This window comes from Aquimarina sediminis, from assembly GCF_002895435.1.
Taxonomy (GTDB): domain Bacteria; phylum Bacteroidota; class Bacteroidia; order Flavobacteriales; family Flavobacteriaceae; genus Aquimarina; species Aquimarina sediminis.
This window is the reverse complement of record NZ_POYJ01000001.1, coordinates 349,356-370,418: the sequence shown is the minus strand read 5'-3', so window position 1 is coordinate 370,418 and position 21,063 is coordinate 349,356. Positions and strand designations below refer to the sequence as shown.

General features: G+C 33.2%; 22 protein-coding genes and 1 tRNA gene. All 23 read right to left on the bottom strand.

Annotated elements, in window-relative coordinates:
• Positions 1-11 precede the first annotated feature (11 nt).
• On the bottom strand, positions 12-1,460 hold the full coding sequence (locus tag C1X07_RS01675) for a pyridoxal phosphate-dependent decarboxylase family protein (RefSeq protein ID WP_103068235.1): 1,449 nt from the start codon (positions 1,458-1,460) through the stop codon (positions 12-14).
• 199 nt (positions 1,461-1,659) lie between these two features.
• Positions 1,660-2,682 (bottom strand): SDR family NAD(P)-dependent oxidoreductase, encoded by a 1,023-nt coding sequence (locus C1X07_RS01670; protein ID WP_103068234.1) that lies wholly within the window; start codon positions 2,680-2,682, stop codon positions 1,660-1,662.
• Positions 2,683-2,717: 35 nt separating this feature from the next.
• Positions 2,718-4,478 carry an alginate export family protein gene (locus tag C1X07_RS01665; RefSeq protein ID WP_103068233.1) on the bottom strand — a complete coding sequence of 587 codons (1,761 nt, stop codon included), beginning with the start codon at positions 4,476-4,478 and terminating at the stop codon, positions 2,718-2,720.
• A gap of 430 nt (positions 4,479-4,908) precedes the next feature.
• Positions 4,909-5,457 carry a sigma-70 family RNA polymerase sigma factor gene (locus tag C1X07_RS01660; RefSeq protein WP_103068232.1) on the bottom strand — a complete coding sequence of 183 codons (549 nt, stop codon included), beginning with the start codon at positions 5,455-5,457 and terminating at the stop codon, positions 4,909-4,911.
• On the bottom strand, positions 5,429-6,610 hold the full coding sequence (locus C1X07_RS01655) for an MFS transporter (protein ID WP_103068231.1): 1,182 nt from the start codon (positions 6,608-6,610) through the stop codon (positions 5,429-5,431). Before C1X07_RS01655 ends, C1X07_RS01660 begins: the two co-directional genes overlap by 29 nt.
• Entirely contained in the window at positions 6,601-6,786 is a 186-nt protein-coding gene (locus tag C1X07_RS01650) for a hypothetical protein (RefSeq protein ID WP_103068230.1), read from the bottom strand. Before C1X07_RS01650 ends, C1X07_RS01655 begins: the two co-directional genes overlap by 10 nt.
• Positions 6,787-6,867: 81 nt before the next feature.
• Positions 6,868-8,154: an NAD(P)-binding domain-containing protein gene (locus C1X07_RS01645; protein ID WP_206604195.1), complete on the bottom strand. Its 1,287-nt coding sequence runs from the start codon at positions 8,152-8,154 to the stop codon at positions 6,868-6,870.
• Positions 8,155-8,368: 214 nt separating this feature from the next.
• Complete coding sequence (locus C1X07_RS01640) at positions 8,369-9,814, bottom strand: nicotinate phosphoribosyltransferase (RefSeq protein ID WP_103068228.1); 1,446 nt, start codon at positions 9,812-9,814, stop codon at positions 8,369-8,371.
• Positions 9,815-9,912: 98 nt separating this feature from the next.
• The gene (locus C1X07_RS01635) at positions 9,913-10,971 is read right to left on the bottom strand and encodes a hypothetical protein (protein WP_103068227.1); all 1,059 of its coding nucleotides are present in this window, start codon (positions 10,969-10,971) and stop codon (positions 9,913-9,915) included.
• Positions 10,972-11,125: 154 nt separating this feature from the next.
• A complete protein-coding gene (locus C1X07_RS01630; RefSeq protein WP_103068226.1) occupies positions 11,126-11,863 on the bottom strand; it encodes a metallophosphoesterase family protein in 738 nt (245 codons plus the stop codon).
• A gap of 11 nt (positions 11,864-11,874) precedes the next feature.
• Positions 11,875-12,423 (bottom strand): 2OG-Fe(II) oxygenase, encoded by a 549-nt coding sequence (locus tag C1X07_RS01625; RefSeq protein ID WP_103068225.1) that lies wholly within the window; start codon positions 12,421-12,423, stop codon positions 11,875-11,877.
• Positions 12,424-12,427: 4 nt separating this feature from the next.
• The gene (locus tag C1X07_RS01620) at positions 12,428-12,973 is read right to left on the bottom strand and encodes an RNA 2'-phosphotransferase (protein WP_103068224.1); all 546 of its coding nucleotides are present in this window, start codon (positions 12,971-12,973) and stop codon (positions 12,428-12,430) included.
• Complete coding sequence (locus C1X07_RS01615; protein ID WP_103068223.1) at positions 12,970-13,497, bottom strand: LOG family protein; 528 nt, start codon at positions 13,495-13,497, stop codon at positions 12,970-12,972. Before C1X07_RS01615 ends, C1X07_RS01620 begins: the two co-directional genes overlap by 4 nt.
• The gene (locus tag C1X07_RS01610; RefSeq protein ID WP_103068222.1) at positions 13,494-14,006 is read right to left on the bottom strand and encodes an O-acetyl-ADP-ribose deacetylase; all 513 of its coding nucleotides are present in this window, start codon (positions 14,004-14,006) and stop codon (positions 13,494-13,496) included. Before C1X07_RS01610 ends, C1X07_RS01615 begins: the two co-directional genes overlap by 4 nt.
• Positions 14,007-14,008: 2 nt before the next feature.
• A complete protein-coding gene (locus C1X07_RS01605) occupies positions 14,009-14,485 on the bottom strand; it encodes a macro domain-containing protein (RefSeq protein ID WP_103068221.1) in 477 nt (158 codons plus the stop codon).
• The gene (locus tag C1X07_RS01600; RefSeq protein ID WP_103068220.1) at positions 14,482-15,117 is read right to left on the bottom strand and encodes a DUF4291 domain-containing protein; all 636 of its coding nucleotides are present in this window, start codon (positions 15,115-15,117) and stop codon (positions 14,482-14,484) included. The genes C1X07_RS01605 and C1X07_RS01600 overlap by 4 nt, the downstream gene beginning before the upstream one ends.
• A 20-nt stretch (positions 15,118-15,137) precedes the next feature.
• Positions 15,138-15,686: an NADAR family protein gene (locus tag C1X07_RS01595; RefSeq protein ID WP_103068219.1), complete on the bottom strand. Its 549-nt coding sequence runs from the start codon at positions 15,684-15,686 to the stop codon at positions 15,138-15,140.
• An 84-nt stretch (positions 15,687-15,770) separates the two neighbouring features.
• Positions 15,771-16,718, bottom strand: coding sequence for an ADP-ribosylglycohydrolase family protein (locus tag C1X07_RS01590; RefSeq protein ID WP_103068218.1), 948 nt, complete (start codon positions 16,716-16,718; stop codon positions 15,771-15,773).
• Positions 16,715-17,173 (bottom strand): nucleoside 2-deoxyribosyltransferase domain-containing protein, encoded by a 459-nt coding sequence (locus tag C1X07_RS01585; RefSeq protein WP_103068217.1) that lies wholly within the window; start codon positions 17,171-17,173, stop codon positions 16,715-16,717. Before C1X07_RS01585 ends, C1X07_RS01590 begins: the two co-directional genes overlap by 4 nt.
• Positions 17,173-17,994, bottom strand: a complete 822-nt coding sequence (gene prs, locus C1X07_RS01580; protein ID WP_103068216.1) for a ribose-phosphate diphosphokinase — start codon at positions 17,992-17,994, stop codon at positions 17,173-17,175. The genes C1X07_RS01585 and prs overlap by 1 nt, the downstream gene beginning before the upstream one ends.
• A gap of 155 nt (positions 17,995-18,149) precedes the next feature.
• The gene (locus C1X07_RS01575; RefSeq protein ID WP_103068215.1) at positions 18,150-18,830 is read right to left on the bottom strand and encodes an NUDIX hydrolase; all 681 of its coding nucleotides are present in this window, start codon (positions 18,828-18,830) and stop codon (positions 18,150-18,152) included.
• Between the two features lie 138 nt (positions 18,831-18,968).
• Positions 18,969-20,069 (bottom strand): slipin family protein, encoded by a 1,101-nt coding sequence (locus C1X07_RS01570; protein ID WP_103068214.1) that lies wholly within the window; start codon positions 20,067-20,069, stop codon positions 18,969-18,971.
• A gap of 490 nt (positions 20,070-20,559) precedes the next feature.
• Positions 20,560-20,611 (bottom strand) — tRNA-OTHER (locus tag C1X07_RS24880).
• Positions 20,612-21,063 lie beyond the last annotated feature (452 nt).

Below are 21,063 nucleotides of genomic sequence, written 5' to 3'. Positions count from 1 at the left end.
TTGTTTTCTAATTAATAAACCTCTCTATTGTATTTTTTAAAGGTTTTTGTAGCTTTTTCGATTATCAATTGTAGAGTATTCTCAACATGTCGTTCACTTACATTCGTTTGACCTATTACTAGTCTCAATGTATAGATATCATTTACTTTTGTATGTGTAAGGTAGATCTTACCAGAATCGTTTAAATCATGCATAAGTGATTCATTTATTCTATTGAGTACTTCTACATCCTTAAATTTTTGGGGTTTAAAACGAAAACATATCAAGTTGATGTTACGAGGCACTACAAGTTCAAATTCTGGCAATTTCGCAATTTCGTTTTCAAACCATCTTGCCAATTCAATATGGTTTCTTAATTTTTTCTGTAATCCTACTAGTCCATAATTGCGCATTACAAACCAAAGCTTTAATGATCGAAAACGCCTTCCCAAAGGAACACCCCAGTCACAATGATTATTAACAGATCCATCGGTTTTTGTTTTAAGATATTCTGGTAAAATTTCAAAAGTATTAACTAGAGCATTCTTATCTTTTACAAAATAAGCAGAACAATCAAAATTTGTAAATAACCATTTATGCGGGTTAAAAACAAAACTATCTGCTTTTTCTATTCCGTTAAGATAATGATGAAATTCTGGCAAAAGCAGTACTGAACCCGCATATGCAGCATCAACGTGTAACCATATCTTGAATTTTTCTGCGATATCTGCAATCTCATTTAATGGGTCAATGGCGGTAGTACCAGTTGTCCCAATTGCAGCAACTATACAAAGTGGTTTATAACCATTTTTTATATCTTCTTTTATTTTTTGAAGCAAAACCTCAGGTCGTAATCGTAAAGTTTGATCTGTAGGTATTTTTATCACATTAGCTCTTCCTATACCGGCGATCTTTGCTCCTTTTTCAATTGAAGAATGAGTTTCTTCTGAGCAATACACCCTGAATTTTGTATCTTTCTCAAAACCAGTTTCATTTATTCTAAAAGTCGATTTTTGTTCCCTTGCTGTTAAAATTGAAGCTAATGTTGCAGAAGATGCAGAATCATGGATAACTCCTACCCAATTATTAGGAATACCGATACATTTTTGTATCCATTCCATCATTCGTTCTTCTAATTCTGTTGAAGCAGGAGAAGTTTCCCATTTCATTCCCTGTATACCAAGAGTAGCCGTTAGCATTTCTGCCAATATTGATGGAGGACTTGTATTTGCCGGAAAATATGCATAAAAATTTGGACTCTGCCAATGCGTAACTCCGGGCATAATGATATTTACAAAATCATTAAAAATTGTTTCTATATCTTCTCCCTGATTAGGAATACTATCCTCTATTTGATTATAAATTTCTTTTGGCACTACCTGGGATTTAACCGGATAGTTTTCTATATTATCCATGTAATCCGCCATCCAATCAACGAATTGATGTGCATATTTGCGAAACTCTTTTGAAGTAGATTCCATATTGAAATTGTATTGTTTTTGTTTCTTTAAATTCTCTTAAAATTAAAAGATGAAATTACAATACTTTATTCTAATGGTAGTGCCTAACACCATGAAAAAAAGTAATATACAGCTTGAATAAAATTCAATTCATGTTTTTTACTACAACAAATATCTAACTTACAATTACTTTTTTTGTGCTTTTGGATGATAATTAATTTTAATATGAAGTAAACCCTCCGTCTGTAGCATAATTTGCTCCTGTAATATTAGAAGCCTCGTCAGATAACAAAAATAGCATTACTGCGACCTGTTCTTCTGGTGTTGCATCCCTATGGTTTGAATCAGTATATTGCAAAAGACTTTTGGTCTTAATAGTTCCCATACCAGCATCTCCTTTACTAGCTTTTACTTTGGCTGTTACTAATTTGTATGCTCGCTCTACCATGGGTGTAGCTGTATTGGCCATACACACAGAATTAATTCGTATACCAAACTCGGCGTAATCTATAGCTGCATTTTTGGTAAGACCATTAACAGCATGTTTACTAGCTACATAAGATGGTGTACCCGAAAAACCACGTAAACCTGCTACAGAAGCTACATTAACAATTGCACCTCCTTGATTTTGGGCTACCATTTGTTTTAATTCTTCTCGCATACATTTAAAAACACCAGTTGTATTTACCCGCATTACTACATCCCAGTATTCGTCTGTTGCTTCATGACATCTACTAAAAGTAAGGTGTTTCTGTTTTTCATAATCAATAGGATCTCCTGGAAAAATCGCATCCATAACACCAGCATTGTTTATGGCATAATCCAATTTTCCATATGAATCTACAGCCACTTTAACCATTTCTTTACTGGTTTCATTCGTAGAAACGTCCCCATAAACAAACTTTGCAGAACCTCCTTCTTTAATGATTTCATCTATCACTGCACTTCCCTCTTCTTTAAGCCAATCAACACCGATAACATTGGCTCCTTCTCTAGCAACCCTTTTGATTGCAGCAGCTCCCATTCCTCTTGCACATCCAGTAACAATTATAGTTTTGTTTTTAAATCGATTTGGGATAAAATAATCCGGATTTATAGGAGCCACATCTTTTTTTCCAATTCCTTTTTCCTGAGTGGGAGATGAAAGTATTTCTGACTTATTCGACTCATTGGCACAAGCCAGACCTGCACTGGCTCCCAGAGTAGCCAATGTTGTATTTTTTAACATGTTTCTTCTATTCATGACTTTATGTGTTTTTGATTATTGATTTTATAAACCTATAAGGCATATCTTATAAATAGCATTGTGCTCCACCAATTATCTATATTTTGAACTGAAGGGATTTGAACCGCATCACCAGGAAATGTTGCAGCAACATGACCTTGAATAAAAATTTTACGTGATAAAAATATTTTAAAGGTTAGGTTCCCTTCTACTCCATAATCCTTTGAATTTAGGAAGGATAGAGCTGGATTGCCTCCCAAATTTGTTCTACTATCAGCTCTAAACAACCAAAATTGAGGTACTAACTCAAGTTTGGGTTTGGGGCGAAGCCGTAATTGAAATCGATGAGCCACTACATTTGATATCTGAACTACCTTAAAATGATTAATTCCCTGAACCCATTGTTCTCCTGTTCCTCCAGACAACAGAGGATCCCATCTTTCAAACCTGGTAGTATTAGGATCATCGCCCGAAAAACGAGCGTGTCGATAACTTATGGTTGGTGTCCAAGGAAGCTCAGAGAAGTTCCATCCTACCTCACCAAAATATCCATAGGCTTCCATCGGGAAGTTTTTATTCGTCTGTATTCCTCCTTCTCCAGCCAAAAAAATACCTGAATGTCCTGGTGGAGCAGAATTCCAACGAAAACGAGCATCTATAACCCTTAGACCTTCTCTGCTAAATGTTTCAGTTGTGGTAAAATACCCGAAATCGGATTTTGGAACATACAAATAGCTCGCTCCTACTGATAGATTTGTAGCAGGCTTTGCTTCTATATTAAGACCCAGTATTCCTGTCTTAGAATCAACTACAGGAAGCTCATCTGGATCGAGATAGAAAAACTCTAGTACATTATTATTATATTTTAGACTTGCTCGTGCTAGCATATCGGCTGCCCATCTAGGGTTGGATTGTAATGCAGCACGGTCACTTCCGTTTGCAGATGTATTAACTATAAGAAACCCATCTCCTAAGGTATATCGTTGTCTTCCTACCGAAGTATTAAACACAAGTCGATTTCCGTTTTCCCATGTTTTTCCGGTGATTAGCCCTACATAGGCATCCTCAAGACCTACATATGCTCTGGATTCGTCGGTAAACAATTCCTGACCTGCAGATCCACTTACTATTGCGCTAAGTCCACCATAGAAGTGCAGGTTTTTGTATAAGGGGGTTATTCCATAGGCTCCCAAATGAACAAAGCCTTCTACCCAATCCTCATACCCTTCTCCAGAAGGTTTACCATCAACCAGTGGATTTCCTTGAAGAAGCTCTACAGGTCTTCCATACCACGCATCTGTATTACTATAATGGATTCCTAATGTTTCGAGTTTTAAACGTGCAAATGTACTACCAGAATCATATAGCTTTGGTAGATCTTTAATTGATTTGGATATAAGAAACCCTTTTTGAGAAGGTCCTCCAACTGATTCTCCCAGAGTAACATAAACCAGAACAATAACCCCTCCAGTAGATCCAAACTCTAGTTCAACTAATGTCGAAGCAATTCTAGGATCACGACGAGACATCGATAAAGAGAATTCTACATGATTTCTTGAAAATTTATTGTCAGGAAAGATTTTTAAATCTTGTCGTACTTTATCCTCAATTCTTTGATTGAAAATAGAATCATTTGAAGGGTTAACGATTCTAATACGTACTTCTTCAACCCTTTTATTGTTATAAGGGTTTACATCACCAATTCCTTGTGCCATACCCATATCCAAAATAAGCACAAGATGACATAGGAGAATGATACTTCTCAATAAAGTGAATCGTCGACTAGAATTTGATGTTTTAGGAGGTATAGCCATATTAAAAAGCCTTAACAATTAGATCCAATTTCAAAAATTTCCTTCACATCATTATAAAGATACGAAAAACAGAGTAAGTCGCTGATTTAAATACAACTAATTACCTTCTTGTATAAAAAATATAGTACTATCATACTACTCTCAATAATACTTTGACTATAGCAAAAAATTATATGAGTTATTTTAAGGTTTTCTTACCTTATCCGACGATCACCGAAGTATGTTTGGGAATTCTAGAAGTTTATTTGGATCTTAACGAAGTATATTTTAGAGTTTTCTAATCTTATCTGATTATTCTTGAAATGTATTTTAGAATTTTCGAAGTGCATCTGAGTATTTAGGGAATTTATTTGAAGATCCTCTAACTATATCTTGATATCCTTGAAGTTTGTTATAGAAATATGTTACTATTATTCCGATTCTATTTTTTTTAGCATTTTTGATCTTTTTTATTCATGTTACACTCATTTTTTTCATAACTCATAATACTTCCTTTACCTCCTTGAATAATGGTACAGCAATCTGTAAAAAGGTTTTTTAGTTTTTTGCGACCTCTTTGGATTTTGGAACGAACCGTAATATAGTTTACATCCAATAGCTCGGCTATTTCTTTTTGAGACATTTCTTTGATCTCTGAGAGTATCATTAATTCTTTATATTCTTCGGGTAATTGATTTATAAAAGAATGTACACATTTGCCAAGCTCTTGCGCTGCATCTGGATCGTTATTATCGCTAGGTGAAAGTGTACTATTATCAATCTCTTCGGTAAGTATTCGTTTTTTTCGATAATAATCTGTAATAGTATTTTTTGCTATAGTATAAACCCAACTTTTTAGATTTTCTACACCATCACTATTTGATTTAGACAGTTTATAGAATACATCTTGTGTTAAATCCTGGGCATCTTCATGACTACGCACCTGTTTTTTAACATATCCCAAAAGGGGATTATATAGTTGAGTAATTAGATTTTGCATTCTGAATATTAAATTTAATGAATAAAACAAGGGTTATGATAGACAAAGATAAAAATAGATATTGCATTCCTAGGGTTTCAATCATATGGAGTCCTATTAATGCCCCAATTGCTGCGCCCAAATCCCACCAGGTACTTATTCCTGAAATAGCTTGTAATGGATTATCCTGACGTTGTTTTTTTATTGCGATTAAGGGAGAAAAAGTAACTATAACTGTATTACATAAAAAAGCAATAACTATCCCAATGATAACTTTATTGAAAGCTACTAGCAATAATGCAATTACACAGAATACAACTGCAACAGAAAATATCAGTTCAACTTTTATCTTTAAAGTAAGAAAACCAATACACATCGAAAAAAGGAGCATAAATAATCTCTTTAGTAACAAATAAAAAGCTACATAGACTAATAAATCCTCTTGATTTGCATAGTTTCCTGACAATGTATTGGATAAAGTTACCACCAAAATACCATCTATAGCTATAGAAAGTACAAACACCAGTAGATTTATAGCACTAGGGTGAAACGTGTTCTTCGTTTTTACTACAGGAATTTTGACTTTGGTCATTAAATCTGGTAACGAATATGCTAACAAGATACCAAGCATACTTACCAGTGCTGTAATAAATAATCCAATCTGCATTCCGTATTTATTAATAATGTTTGGCCCCAACCACAACACAAATATGGGACCCAAAGATTTTACACTTTGTGATAGTCCAAAAGCTAATCCAGATTTTTCTTTAGACTTTGAAGCATAACTTAGAGTAGACATTTTGAGACCCGAGTAACTTAATCCCCATAAAACCCGGGCAATCAGGAAAGCTATTACTCCTCCTAATTCTAAACCATAAGTTAATGTCGTTATAGAAGCCATAATTGAAGTAATAATCAATACTTTTTTTACTCCTATTTTTCTAATCAAATTTGCAATATGTGTATTTGCTATGATTCTTACAAAACGGTTGATTGATAATAATATGCCTATAAAGAACATAGAAAAGCCTAATTCTTTTCCATATATGGGTAGTATAGGATAAAGTATGGCATCACCCAGACCGGCAAAAGCCATTATTCCGCTAGCATGCAAAGCCCCCTTTAAATGGGGGCTTGTACCATAAGATAAGGTTACCTTTTTGTTTAGCAACATCCCGTATTTGTAATATTTTCTTCTTTGCTCATACTCTTATCGCAACAAGAAGATCCATCTTCGGGTTGTGTACAACATGATGTTGCTGTAACTTCTTTTGTTTCTGATATTGAATTACAACAACCATTTTCTACTAATGGACTAATTTGTACACTATTTGATTTTCTAGTTTTCATATGTTTATATTTTTAATGTTTATGTTTTATTTTCAATTACCTCTGACAAATAATTTTAGTAATGATGCTGCTCTATTTCTATTAGCAACACGCTTCAACTGGTTTTTTACTACTAAAATTAGTGCTACAAACTCCTGTTTGTGGAAGGTTTAACTCTACTATTTCTGCTGCTTCTATATCCCCAGTAAGGTAGGCTACTACAGAGCGTACCTGCTCATATCCTGTTGCCATCAAAAATGTTGGTGCTCTACCATAACTTTTTGAACCAACGATATAGAAGTCCTTTTCTGGATGACGCAATTCTTTTTCTCCATGAGGTCTTACAGTTCCACAACTATGGATATTTGGATCAATAAGTTCTGCCAGATCAAATACCGATTCTAAAGCCGAGTCGAGATCTATACGTACTTCTCGAATCATATCCAAATCTGGTCTAGAGCCTGTATTGCTAACTATTTCATCTATATTTTCGATAGTCTTAGTTTTTCCATTTAGGTCTCCTTCAATTTGAATTCTGTTCTCTTTTTTGGTCAACTTATGAATGTAAAAAGGGGTGTGTACTTTTAGTTTTCCACTATCTACCAATCTTTGTATTCGTACTCCCAGAGCGCCCCGGGCCTTTAAGGCATCATCTTCTTTACCTCCATATACACGCTCCAAACTATCTTTACGCAAAATCCAATTAAGCTGTGTTTGAGGATATTTCTTTTGAACTTTTTCTAAGTCTAATAAAACATTAATTGCAGAGTGCCCTCCGCCCACTACGGCGATATTCTTATTTTTATAGCGATCTAAGTACTTTAGTTTTACGTCTGGAATACCATAAAATATGTGATCTTTTAATTCTTGTTCTCCTTCGGCGAAGACTCCTCCTGATCCAATAGGGTTAGGCTGATTCCATGTTCCTGTGGCATCTATTACAGCCTTTGCTTCATAATATTTGATCTTGCCATTTTCTTCTACTTTTATAGAAAATGGTTTGGAAGCTCTATTAGCAGTTTTCATTTTATCCAATCCTTTCCTACCAATAGATACTACTTTTGTATTGAGATGAATATTTGGTTTGATCATTGGATGATTTGATAGAGGTACAAAATAGTTATCGACCAACTCTTTTCCTGTTGGCAAGGTATTTTTATCTGGAGAAGTCCAATTAGTTTCCATTAAAAGTTCTTCGGCTACCTTATCAATATTATATCTCCAGGGTGAAAAAACACGAATATGACCCCAGGACAGGAAATTTTGTCCAACAGAGGTTCCTGCTTCAAATAATATGAATTCAAGGTTCTTTTTGGCTAAATGTGCTGCTGCGGCTAACCCAACAGGTCCGCCTCCTATTATTGCTATGGGTAAATGGTCATTTTGCATCGTTTTAAAATTTTGATTCATCTCTTAAGACGAACACTTTTAAAAATGATGCAATCTTTTATATATTTAATATTCTTATTTCTCAATAAGCTTTATGGTATACTCCATTACGGTATCGAGTTTTATCTTTTATAAATGAATTTGACAAAAACAAAAGAAGCAAGTCAATGTATGTGACTTGCTTCTTGATATTAGAAAATATAGATATTATAAATTATTTGTTTATTCTCTCTCTAATTTTGGATAGGTTATCTTCTACTATTAGTTTACCATCAATAAATACAGTTTTTAGTAATCCTTTTTTCTCATCTTCTTCAGACACTTGATCCCTAAAATTTATTTGACCATTTTCTTGATATAGTTGAATTAACCCTTTTGCAGACTTTTTTGTACCATCATCTGTTATTGGATCTTTAAAGATCTCTCTACCCTCTCCTTCAACTTCTACATATGTAGCCTTCATTGCAAATCCAAAGGTATCTCTTGTATTATATTGATAGGTAAAACTTCCTATTCCCAGTACTACATTGGTAGAAGCAAATCCTTTTTCTTTAAGGCGTTCACAGATTTGCGTAGCTCTTTCGATAGTAATACTATCTCCATAAATAGCTCCAATTTTGGGGTTTAGTACTTTGTAACCTTGGTCATTTACAGAACCTCCAAATTCATCCCAAAGAAGTTCGATAACGCCTTTTGCTACAACAGGGTTTTCATTTTTACACCCACAAATAATATCTACCGGATCTCCAGAATCTGGTCTAATTACTAGTTTCCCGTCTCTTTTTAAAATTTCATCTTTAAGTTTTGGAAGATATTCTGTGAGTACTTTCCATAAATCCCAGGTATCAGATACCACAGACAGAATTCCTGTTGGATATGTTTCTAATAATCTTTTGAAGGTTCCTATTTCATCATCTTTACTACCGGCACACATCACACTATGCTCTGTTGCATTTACACTACCAATTACAAGTTCTTTGGTAACATCGGTATTATAATATGTCTCATATGCTTTGGCCACAGGAAGTGTATCACTACCAGAAAAAGCCAATGCATGTCCCATACCACTAAGTATAGATGATTCTGTACCCGACATCCCTCTCATAGAGAAATCATGTCCTTGCCAGGTTACAAATTCTAAATTATCTCTATCAGTTTCTGACGCATATTTGTTTAGTATTTTTCGATATTGCTTAGCAATAGTAGCCGAGGTGCAGGGTTGCCAGATAATATTAGATAATAAGGTTTCTAAATAGTTTGTTAACCAAAAGAATTCTGGCTTTGTGTTTGCCAAAGTAAACATTGGTACCCTAATTGGAACTTCGGTTCCTTCTGGTATTGCTTTTATTTCAATAGGTAAATATCCCAAATCATGCAAATCTTCAATATGGGATGTATCGTAGTTTACTCCAAGGTAATTATCTACATATTTTTTGTATTCGGCTACAACATCTTTCTTAGGCTGATTAAAGAAATCCTGATTAAATCGTTTAATTAGATACTCTTTTATTAAATATTGCAATCCAAAAAATACAACACTATCTACTCCTTCAATCCTACTTTTACGTGGAGTCCAATTAGAATATACCAAGGTTGTACCGTCTGGATATTGTTCTCTATGTCCTAATTTATAGCCGTCTGTTAATAGTAGTGGATTCATATTTATTTATTTTGCGTTATTTATACGCAAATATATATTATTTCTTAGCAATTGCCAAACATATATCCTTTTTTTTACATTAATTAGTTCTGGTTATCCTATTTCTTCTCCATATAGGCAGAAAAGATATTCTGAAAATCAAACAATGTAGTTTTTTCTTTTTCAACTACCTTGGAATCGTTAAAAATCTCGAAGTATCCACCTGTTGTATTCTCAGAAAAACGAATACCATCCATAATTTTTCCTTCTTCATCGACTACAAAATTGCCCATACCCAAAATATCATGTTCCTCATTTTTTTTTCTGTCTATAAACCCTCTACCCTCGGTTATATTTTTTAAAATCTGATTAAAAACTTCATAGTGATCTTTTACATTATAAATTTCTAATCCATTGAATATTTCCAAAATTGCTCTTGCTTCTTGGTATATCCTTCCTTCTTTATCATTATTTTGATAGGCAATTCCTTTATTTACTCCAGATTCTCTATATACTCTTACTTCACTATTCTTTGGGAATATAGGATCGTTTACATCAATATTTTGGTATCGAATCAAAACCGAATCATTTTTATACAACTCTGCGACCAATAAATTGTTGATTAAACCCAGTTCAATTTTATATTCCTGATCCTGTATGGAATTAATTTTCATTTTATTTTTTTCTATTTCAAAAATGAACCTATTGTAATAATGCATGGCAAAAATATCAATATAAAAACCTATGTGTTTGCCGTTTTTGTATTGTTCTACCAGTATACCATCTTTTACTTGATTGTATTTTATACCATCAACTATTTTTCCATCCTTGTATATAGACTTCTCCCCTAATTCTATCCTATGATCACCATCAAGTTTGTTCTCTTTCAGCATTTGTAACACATCAAAAGAATAACTATACTTTTTTATTCCTTTTTCATAATAATAAACTACAAATAATTCTTTGTCTCCTTCTTTAAAATACCCTTTGTATGGTTTACCATCTTTATATGCCCCTTCATAGACATCCATAGGGTGTTCCAGGACTATATAAGAGCTGTCTTTTTGTATCGAAGTCATTTCTTGTGCAGTGGTATTAGTATATTTAAGAAGTATTAGAAATCCCAGTAAAACGTGGATAGCTAAACAATTACTTGTTTTAAAATTAAGTGAATTCATTATATTGAAAAGGCTTAGGTTTTAAATCTTCTAAAAACAATTTGTTAAGGACTAAACTAATCATTATTCCTACTTTAATCCCCCCTGTTTTCAGTTAAATATTAAAATATTTTTTTGGTACTACTAATTGACAATCCAATGTTTGTCTTTTTTACTAATTTCTTCCTCTTTCATTGGGGTATAATAATGGTAATGGATCACTTTGCCAGATTTCTTTACTATCAATATCCATTATTGTAAGTTTTCCTTTAAAAGCCGCTCCGGTATCTACATTCCATAAGTTATATGCCTTTATTGGTACATCTTTATTATAATTAGTAGTTGGTGTATGACCAATATAAATCTCTTTATAATGATTAAACCTCTTGGGTTTTGTAAGTATATCATCAAGGGTTTTCTCTTCTACTTTATCAGCTAATAATGCCGCTTCCCATAACGTTCTATCCCAATAATAATTAGATTCATATTCTTCTTGCCCAACTCCGTGCATAGAAGTAAACCCCGCGTGTAAAAACAATCGGTTTTTATCATCTAAATAGTAATTTTGTAGTGTATTAAAAAAAGTTTTATGTGTTCTTCTGGATAAGTATCCAGATCGAATATAACTTTCTATAGTTTCATTTCCGCCATGTGCTAACCATACTGGATTTTGAGCTCCTTTTTCTAACCACAATCCACACCACAGATCATGATTGCCTCTAATAAAAATACAGGTATTTGATTTTGAAAGTTGTATTAGTTTTTCAATTGTTTCTGCAGATTCGCTCCATCCATCTACATAATCTCCAAGAAATATTAATGTATCTTTTGGTGTTATACTTGCTCTTTCGAGTACTTGAAGTAAAGCTTTATATCCTCCGTGTATATCCCCTATTACCAATGATCTAATCATGAAATATAAGTTTACATTAATCGATACATAATATCCGTTCTTAACACATACTTTGTCCCTGACACAATAGGTTTTCCTTCATGACGTAAAGGATGATAAAATACTAATGCATCACCTTGTTTTGGAATAACTGTAATTCCTTTTTCAAAATAGGTTTCTCCTCCCTCAAAATCATCATTAAGATATATTAAGAATGAGAAAAAACTACATTCATTCTCATTTCTTACATAACTTCCATCACGATGCATTTTAAACCGTTGTCCAATATCATATTTATAAATTCTAAACATTTCATTAAGTCCTATGGCAGCATGCTTACCGAAAGACTTGTTTATAAACGGTTGTATTTGTAACCAGGTCTTTTGTCCCAATATTTCATCTTTAAAAAGAATTCGTTTATTATTACGAATTCCCTTTACCATAACTTGTTTTCCATGAATATTAACTTTTGCCTCTTCAAAAGAAACTTGTTCCCCTCTTTCTATAAACTGAGTACACATTTCTTTTGATAGAAAATTTTCAATAAGAAATATTTCTGGATCCAGTTCAATTTTTTTCATAGTATCATTCTTTAAACTCTATATATTCTGGCAACACAGTATCTGTTAGCCATACTCCATTATCAGACTGAAAAAATTCAACCCCCTTCTCATACATCTCTCCAGACCTAACTGTTAGTATTATTGGTTTTCCTCTTCTCGATCCCACTTTTATAGCAGTTTCTCGTTCGTGACTCAAATGTACTTGGTGTCTGCTCATTCTTAATAGTCCTTTTTCTCTAATAGCATCCATAAATTTGGCTACGGTACCATGATACAGGAATTGTGGTGGTTCTTTTGGTTGATACTCCAAGTTAATTGCTATTGAATGTCCTTGACTAGCTCGTATTTTGGTTAAGTTTTCATTAAAAACATATCTTTTTTTATCGTTGGTTTCAACGATTTCTTTTAATAGTTCTAAATCTAATTTTGGTTGATATCTTTTTGTTTTACTAAGCAACTCATTGACATCTGCCCAGCCATTTTCATCTAATTGTAATCCTATTTTATCTGGATTATGCCTTAGAATAAGGCTTAAAAACTTACTTATATGTTTATGATTTGTTTTCATGTTGAGAATATTTTTTTAAAATCTGTATAGTCATCGACTACTATAAACAGATGGTGTTCATATTCAGGTATAATTTTTGATTTTAGCACTTCTATTATATCCCTCCAAAAACTACCTATAAAAAATACTTTAGGTCTGTTTTCAGACTTATCTTTACGAATAATATCTAGTGTTAAAAACACTTCTGACAATGTCCCTATACCTCCTTTTTGTACTATAAACACACTTGTTTCTTGTATTAATAATTCTAATCGTTCATATAGTTTTTTGGTAACAATGGTTTCCGACAAAAATTCGTTCCCTTGTTCAGAACCTACTTGTTTGCATGTGATACCTATAACTTTTCCATCTTCTAAGGTCACGCCTTTAGAAACTGCTTCCATCATTCCACCATACCCGCCATTTTTTACAACGTATCCGTTTTTTGTAAGTAAAGAGCCTATCATAACAGTTTCTTTATATTCCTTACTCTTACGATTTCTTCCTGCACCACCAAACAATGTGGCATATTTTATCTTTTTCATTTTTTTAATAATTTAGTATACAGTCCAAAATTCTCTTGATCAAAACATACAAAAGTTACTTCGTCTAATGTTTTTTGGTTTGCAAAACATTTAACTGTTTCTATAGCTATTTTGGCTGCTAATTCTTTTGGGAACTTATAAATCCCCGTACTTATATTCGGAAAAGCTATGGTCTTAGCATTATTCTCTATTGCCAATTCCATTGTATTTTTATAACAATTGGCAAGAAGTATCTCTTTTTCATTTCCACCTTGATTCCATACAGGACCAACGGTATGGATTACATATTTTGCTTTTAAGTTCCCTGCTGTTGTAATTACAGCTTGTCCAACCTTGCATTTTCCTTGTTTTGTTCTAATGACCTGACATGCCTTCAAAATTTCTGGACCTCCATTACGATGTATTGCACCATCTACACCACTTCCTCCCAGTAGCGAGGAATTAGCAGCATTAACAATGATATCAGTCTTTATTGTGGTAATATCTAATTGAATACATTTAATTTTCATAACTATTCAAAATCATACACATATACTTTTATGTTTTTTTCTAAAAGTGTATCTGTTATTATTGGTTCTATATCTTCCCATTTACCACCAGCTAATCCACAACCTATTCTTGGCATATGAATACTAGCTCCTAACTTTGTTGCCTCACTGGAAATTTTCACTAAACATTCTTTAACAGCTTCATAACGAATAGGTATTTCTTTATTTTTTGCCTTTATTCCTTTCTGGGCTATCATATTACCAACAAAAATGTCCTTTGAAACTTGAACCAATTGAATCGCTCCAAGGTCAAAATCATTGTTTCCTCGATTTCTATACCACTCTCTATAAGCGCTTTCTGGTTTTGTCCATTTTTTTGAAACAGCCAACACAAAACCTTTACCCCAACCACCAATATCATTACAAATATGTACAATGATCTTTACTCCCTCTCCAAGAGGAGCTGTTGCATCTCCTTTTATATATTCTATTGTATTCATTTTAACATCAAATACTTATTCAACTCTTCATCATCAAAAATCAAAGGTTTCTCTTCTGGTACCATCAAATCATCCAGATTCTGAGCAGTTACCAATTTATATTGTTCTGCAACAAACTGAGAAATATCTTCAATTTCTATAATATCCTCCTTGGCATACGATTTTATAAATTCTTTTCTTAACCCTATTTGGATAGCTCTACGTTCTAATTTTGCACCGTATGGATCATGATCCGGGTCCCATTGCAATCTTACATCCGATTTTTGCACATCTTCTTGCCATAAGTTATAGGATTCATATAATTCTGGTTTGAATGAAGAATACACGGCATTTTTAAGGTAATCTTGAAATGCTTTTTTCTTAAGGTGTATCGCTAATACTACTTCTTGTCCTTCTTTGGTCCCCCAGCCATTCCGATACATCATCCATAAGAAATTAGGCTTAATCCATGTCATCCTTTCAAGGCTAAAGGCTCCTCCAAAATATTGATTTTTTATGGCAAAATTCCCAATTTGTGGACGATATGATTGATATACAATAATTTTTTCGTCATCATATTGTGCCATAATATGATGCCCTTGCTGTGGCCATTCTTTTTGTTGTTCTATATATTTTTTTAGTTGTAATTTCATTTTTAAAATTTTTTAAGGCATTAAGTACCCAATTCATCTCTCACTTCCATTAGCGCAAAACCCAGTAAATTATGTCCTCTCCATAAATTAGGGTTTTGAGCTTTTTCATTACTTTGCCCCATTCCTATACCCCAAATTCTATCTCTGGGGCTTGCTTCTACAAGCACTCTTTTTTTTGTACTTAATAAATATTCCGCCAGTTCTGGCTGTTGAGAAAACTTTTGAAGATTTCCTCTTTTTACAATTTCATATTTATGTTGATCCCAAATCTTTGGGTCAAAATCTTTCACTTTTCTTCCTAACGTCTTGGCTTCCATTGGATGGGACGATTTGATTATTTCTTCTAAAATCAAAGTATCATCAAATAATCTGGCTTTTTCTGCCATCATCCAGTGTTCTGCTGTTTTATATGTAATATTATCTACTACAAAATTGGATTGCCACCATTGGCTAAAACAGCTTTTTCCTATGCTACCATCCTTATTTGGGGTATGTCCCCAAAAGAATAAATATTTTATGCTTTTACCCTGATTAAATTGTAACTCTATTTTTGTTCTTGAATACTTCATCTCTTCTTTTTTGTTTTTTTGTTATCAGATGGAACTTGCCATTGAACATTTAGGTTGATATCCAATCAATTGTTATACCCCATTTCATAATAAACTTTTGTAAAATCGTTCTATCAAATCTTCTATATCTTCAAATCTAGCTAATTGCAATTTCCACGTTTCAGGAATAGTATTATATCCATAATACAAGCCTGCTAATCCACCTGTTATTGCTGCTGTGGTATCTGTATCTTCTCCAAGATTTATTGCTTTTAACACAGATTCTTCATAAGAATCAGATGTTAATAAACACCAGAAAGCAGCTTCTAAAGAATGTAGTACGTATCCCGAACCTTTAATATCAAATTTGTTTAGTTTTGAGATATCTTCCTCTAAAATTCTTGAAAACAAGTTAATTTCTTTCGGATTGAAATCATTCTCTAAAGCAAAATCAAGAGATCGCTTTTTTATAGTTTCATAAGCTTTAAACTTCTCACTTCCCTTTAATAATAGTAATGCATATTCTACATATACAAAACAGGAAAAAGCCGAGCGTAAATGACCATGCGTTATGGAAGAAACACTTTTTACAATATCATATCTAGTATTTATATTTTTCTCATCTCTTAAGAAGTATACCAATGGTAGTATTCTCATCAAAGAACCATTACCATTAGAGTATTCATCCAATCCTCCACATAAATCTGGAGGTGTTCCTCTTTTAAATTGATAGATGGCATTTTTAGTCGTTATTCCTATATCGAAAACATATCCTCTAGGTGTCCATAAATTCTCATATAGCCAATCTGCAAATTTTGATGCTATATTGTCCAAATCATAACCATTACAAAGACTGTCCAATAAGCAAAATGTTAATGAGGTATCGTCTGACCATGTTCCTTCTGGTTGGTTATGAGTTCCATATCCAATCATATCTCTAGCGGGTCTTTTATTCATTTGATCTCTATCCAGGAACTCATAAGGAACCCCAAGGGCATCACCAACGGCAACTCCAAAAATTCCTCCTTTTATATTTTCTATCAATGATTTCATTGTACCCTTTTCTTTACTTCGTTAATTAATTCTTCGAGATCATTTACCTGATCAACCTCATATCGTTCACATACAATATCTACATTTCCCTTTCTCCAAAACCCGTCAGGGCAACAAACAACCAGTTTACCACTTTTGGCAAATAAGCCCAATTCTAACAAAGAAATCGGTGATTGAGTTGATTTGTCAAAATACATGATAATCATATCTGCTTGCTCCAAAGCACTTAACTCCCATATTACCTGCTCTTTAAACTTGGAGTTATTGATGTCTTGTTTCCAACTGGCATCCCAACTTAGTCTTCTGGGATTTAATACAACAATTTCTTCTTTTGATAAGTTAGCAATCACAACATCTTGCCATTTTTGAGCTATATCTCCTTCTATACTTCCTGCCAGGAATACACTGAATTGGTTCTTTATATCTAGTTGTCCTGGTGCCTCAATTACTTTCATTATCCAATTGGTATTTGTACCACGTTTTCTTCTTTAACATCTCGAAAAGAATTTGTAGTAAATACAGTATCAAAACACTCACTTAACACTTCTACTCCTTTACTAAAAATCCCATGACTTACAACCAAACTTAATTTGCCAGCATTTTTATCTTTTAACGCTTGTGCCAACCCCAAAAAAGTTCCACCTCCATCACATATATCGTCAACTATAACACAGTGTTTTTCTTTCAAATCTTCTTCATATACTCTAAATCCAGATAACTCTCCTGTTTTTACATCCCGTTTTTTAGAGCATTCTATTACTTCTACTCCACCTAAGTATTCAGAAACTTTATATATTTTCTTTAAAGCTCCACCATCTGGTGAAATTAATAACACTTCTTCATCTATAGTTTCTAAACATTCTTTCACGAAATCATAGTTGTAAATCACTTTTACATTATCAAGTAATGCTGGCGTTACTTCAGAATGTGGATCGAATATGGTTATCTGGTTATATCCCTGAGCATTCAAAATATCCGCATATACCTTAACGGATAAAGATTCTCCTGAAACCATTACTCTATCTTGTCTTGCTGCCGGAAAATATGGAATAAATACATTAATAATTTTAATACCCATTCTTCTAAGTGCATCTGTTGCAATCAATAATAAACCAAAATCATTAAATGAATTAATTCGATGTGTTATGGTTATTTCATTACCAATATCAGAATCTATAATTTTTATATGAGGCTCTCCTCCATTAAAAGTAAATGCTTCAAAACGTATAGATTTCTCATATGGTGTAAACGAAGGGTCTAGGTGTAGATATTTCATAATTGTGTTATTTGTACGCAAATTTAAAACACTAAAGCTGTTCCACCAAATATTTTGCGTAAAATTTACATTAAAATAAAAAATGTGTTATGAAAAATCGAAACAGTCCTATAATAAATAGTGATTCAAGTATTTAGATAAATCTAGAAGTTTATCTACTTGATATCAAAGAAAAAACCTTCTTCTTTGAGTTTAAAATACTGTTTTTTATTGAATTTAAACAAATTTGCAGGTCTTCCCCTACCCTCAGAAACCTTTTCGTCTAACTCTTCAAGGATACCAAAACCAAGTATTTTTTTTCTAAAATTTCTTCGGTCTATCTGTTTTTCAAGAATGGTCATATATAATTTTTCTAAATCAGAAAAAAGAAATTTATTCTCCAACAAATCAAAACCTATAGGTTCATAGGTTAGCTTGTTTTGTAATCTTTCTTTGGCCTTGTCCAAAATTTTTTGGTGGTCAAATGCTAATTCAGGAAGCTTATCTACATTAAACCAAGCCACATCATTGGCATCTGTATCAGCCTTGATCTCATGGTGTTCTGGTTTTACTAATGCAAAATACGTAATACTCACTACTCTATTTCTTGGATCTCTCCCAAGGTCTCCAAAAGAGTACAATTGCTCTAAATAATCTACTGTTACATTAGTCTCCTCTTTTAACTCTCGTACTACTGCCTGTTCTAAGTTTTCGTCTTCTAAAACCAGTCCCCCTGGTAGTGCCCACGAATTCTTATAAGGTTCTATATTTCTTTTAATCAAGAGTACATTAAGCATTCTATCTTTGTATCCAAAGACTACAGCATCAACAGCAACTTTAATATTTTGGCGTATCATATACGCAAAACTATGAATTTAACTTAGAATTTAATAATGTATCACCTAAGTTTTATTGTTTTTCTTTTTTTAACGCAACCCTAAATTACTTCATAAAAAATGCGCCAATTATTGCTAATCGGCACATCTTATTCACACCTACCTATTCACAGAGAATATATCTTTCAATTGTTTTACCATACTACCATCTCCAGAGACACTAATTTCACCAATCTTATCTGCTATTTTCTCTACATACTCCATTTCTTTAAGTTTATATAGCATCTCATTCTCTTCCATCAGTTTGGCAGTATTCAGCAAACTACGGGTCGAAGCAGTCTCTTCACGACGGGTTATGATATTTGCCTGAGCCTTTTTTTGAGCTACAAGAACCTGATTCATAATATCTTTCATTTCTCCTGTAAGAATTACATCACGGATACCACAATTCAAAATTTTAATTCCTAATTTGACAGCTTCAGATTTTGTGTCTTCAAATACTGCTTGTGCAATACTTTCTTTACGTTCTAACAGCTCATCCAAAGTATAGGTTCCTATATATGCTCGCAAAACAAGTTGCATTGCACTATATAACTGCTTCTCATAATCCTTGTTTTTCAACAAAGCTCTTTCAATATCAATAACTTTATACTGTGTGTTAAAGTTAATACGAACGGCAGCTTTATCTTTGGTAAGCAGTTCTTGACCACTAATTTCTAATTGCAACTGACGTAAATCTACTTTAGCTATTTTGATTGAAGTTTCATTTTTCCAAAAGCGATATGTACCACTTTCTAATGTTTTGATGTATACATCATCTACAATTAGCAGTGCTTTCTCATATGCCGCTACTTCAAAAAACCTAATATATTTGCTTAACGCATAATAACTAAATAGAGACTTCTGAATCTTTTCTGTAATATAGATTTTGCTAAGATCTATTCTTGTAAATTCATAATTACATAACTCTTTCCAGAGTGTATACCTACCTGCAGTGAATATACTTTTGAAATTTCCATTCTCATATACCAGTACAATTTCATTATCTTTTACTTCAATTATATGCAGCATCGCCTCCAACTCCTTGTCTTGTAGTAAGAGTTCCAGTGCTACTGGTGCTGCAAATGGTTTAACCAGATCATATCTTATTACGCTCTCATTAAAGCCTATCCAATGGATTCCTTTGGTAATTACGCGATTATAATCTCCTTTTTTGAAAACTAAACCTATTTTGCCCGCATTAATTCTTACTCGTTTCATTTTTCTTTTTTTTTAATTAAACATTAATTGGGTGACAAACCTTGTAACTGAGGCTTTGTCTGCTTTATTCAAAAACACCGGGTAATGTTTTATCATAAAATGTTTTCTAATTTTAAAAACAGTGAAAGCAGATCATCTTTCCTTTACGGAAATATTAGTTCGTTATATTCTCCATAACTAGTTTTAAGTAAAGAGGAAAAAGAAAATATTACCTTATGAAAGAGTATATAATTCTAAAACCTGAATCCAAAAAAGTAATTATTTTAAATAAAAACGGTTCTAACATTTCAAAGTACATTTAAGATTGTTGATCTAGCAAGAGTATTATAACAACCGATCTGCAATCACAGTTTTTGTCAAATTTTAACAGCGTGACAGGCTGGTGATTAGTTTAAAAAGATAATCAGCTTTTGAAAATGGATTTTGAGTCCATATCCTACATTAAATGTGTAGTGCTCTACCAACTGAGCTACATAAACCAGAAGTTTATGACGGGAATCGAACCCGCGACACCTATTATCTGCTGTTCTAGCCGCTGAACTATCTCTACTAAGAGAGTGGGAATCGAACCCACGTCTACAGAGCCGGTGGCTACTTTTTGGAAAATAGCCGCAACCTTCAAGTCAAGTTGCATATAAAGTGATCATACATAGACTGCAATACTTTATACAATGGTGTTATACAGAAACACTCAACAAGACTTGCTTGATGTTTTAATAGACCTATATTTTGTACCTCTTACCAGATTCGAACTGGTACTTCTGCTTTTGGCAGACAGATTGGCTCTAAATGCGCTTCCCTACTTTGATTCTTGTTCATTTCGGTGCTTCTGCAAATTCTATTCATTAGAAGGCTAGCTACTAACAACTTCATCCAATCACTCCGTGGTTACGAATCAATAGTCTTTTACCACAGCACTTCCTTTTATGCTAAAGAGGTTCTTTATTTACGCCCTGCTACCTACTCTATTCTGCAGCAGGGCAATAGATTTATC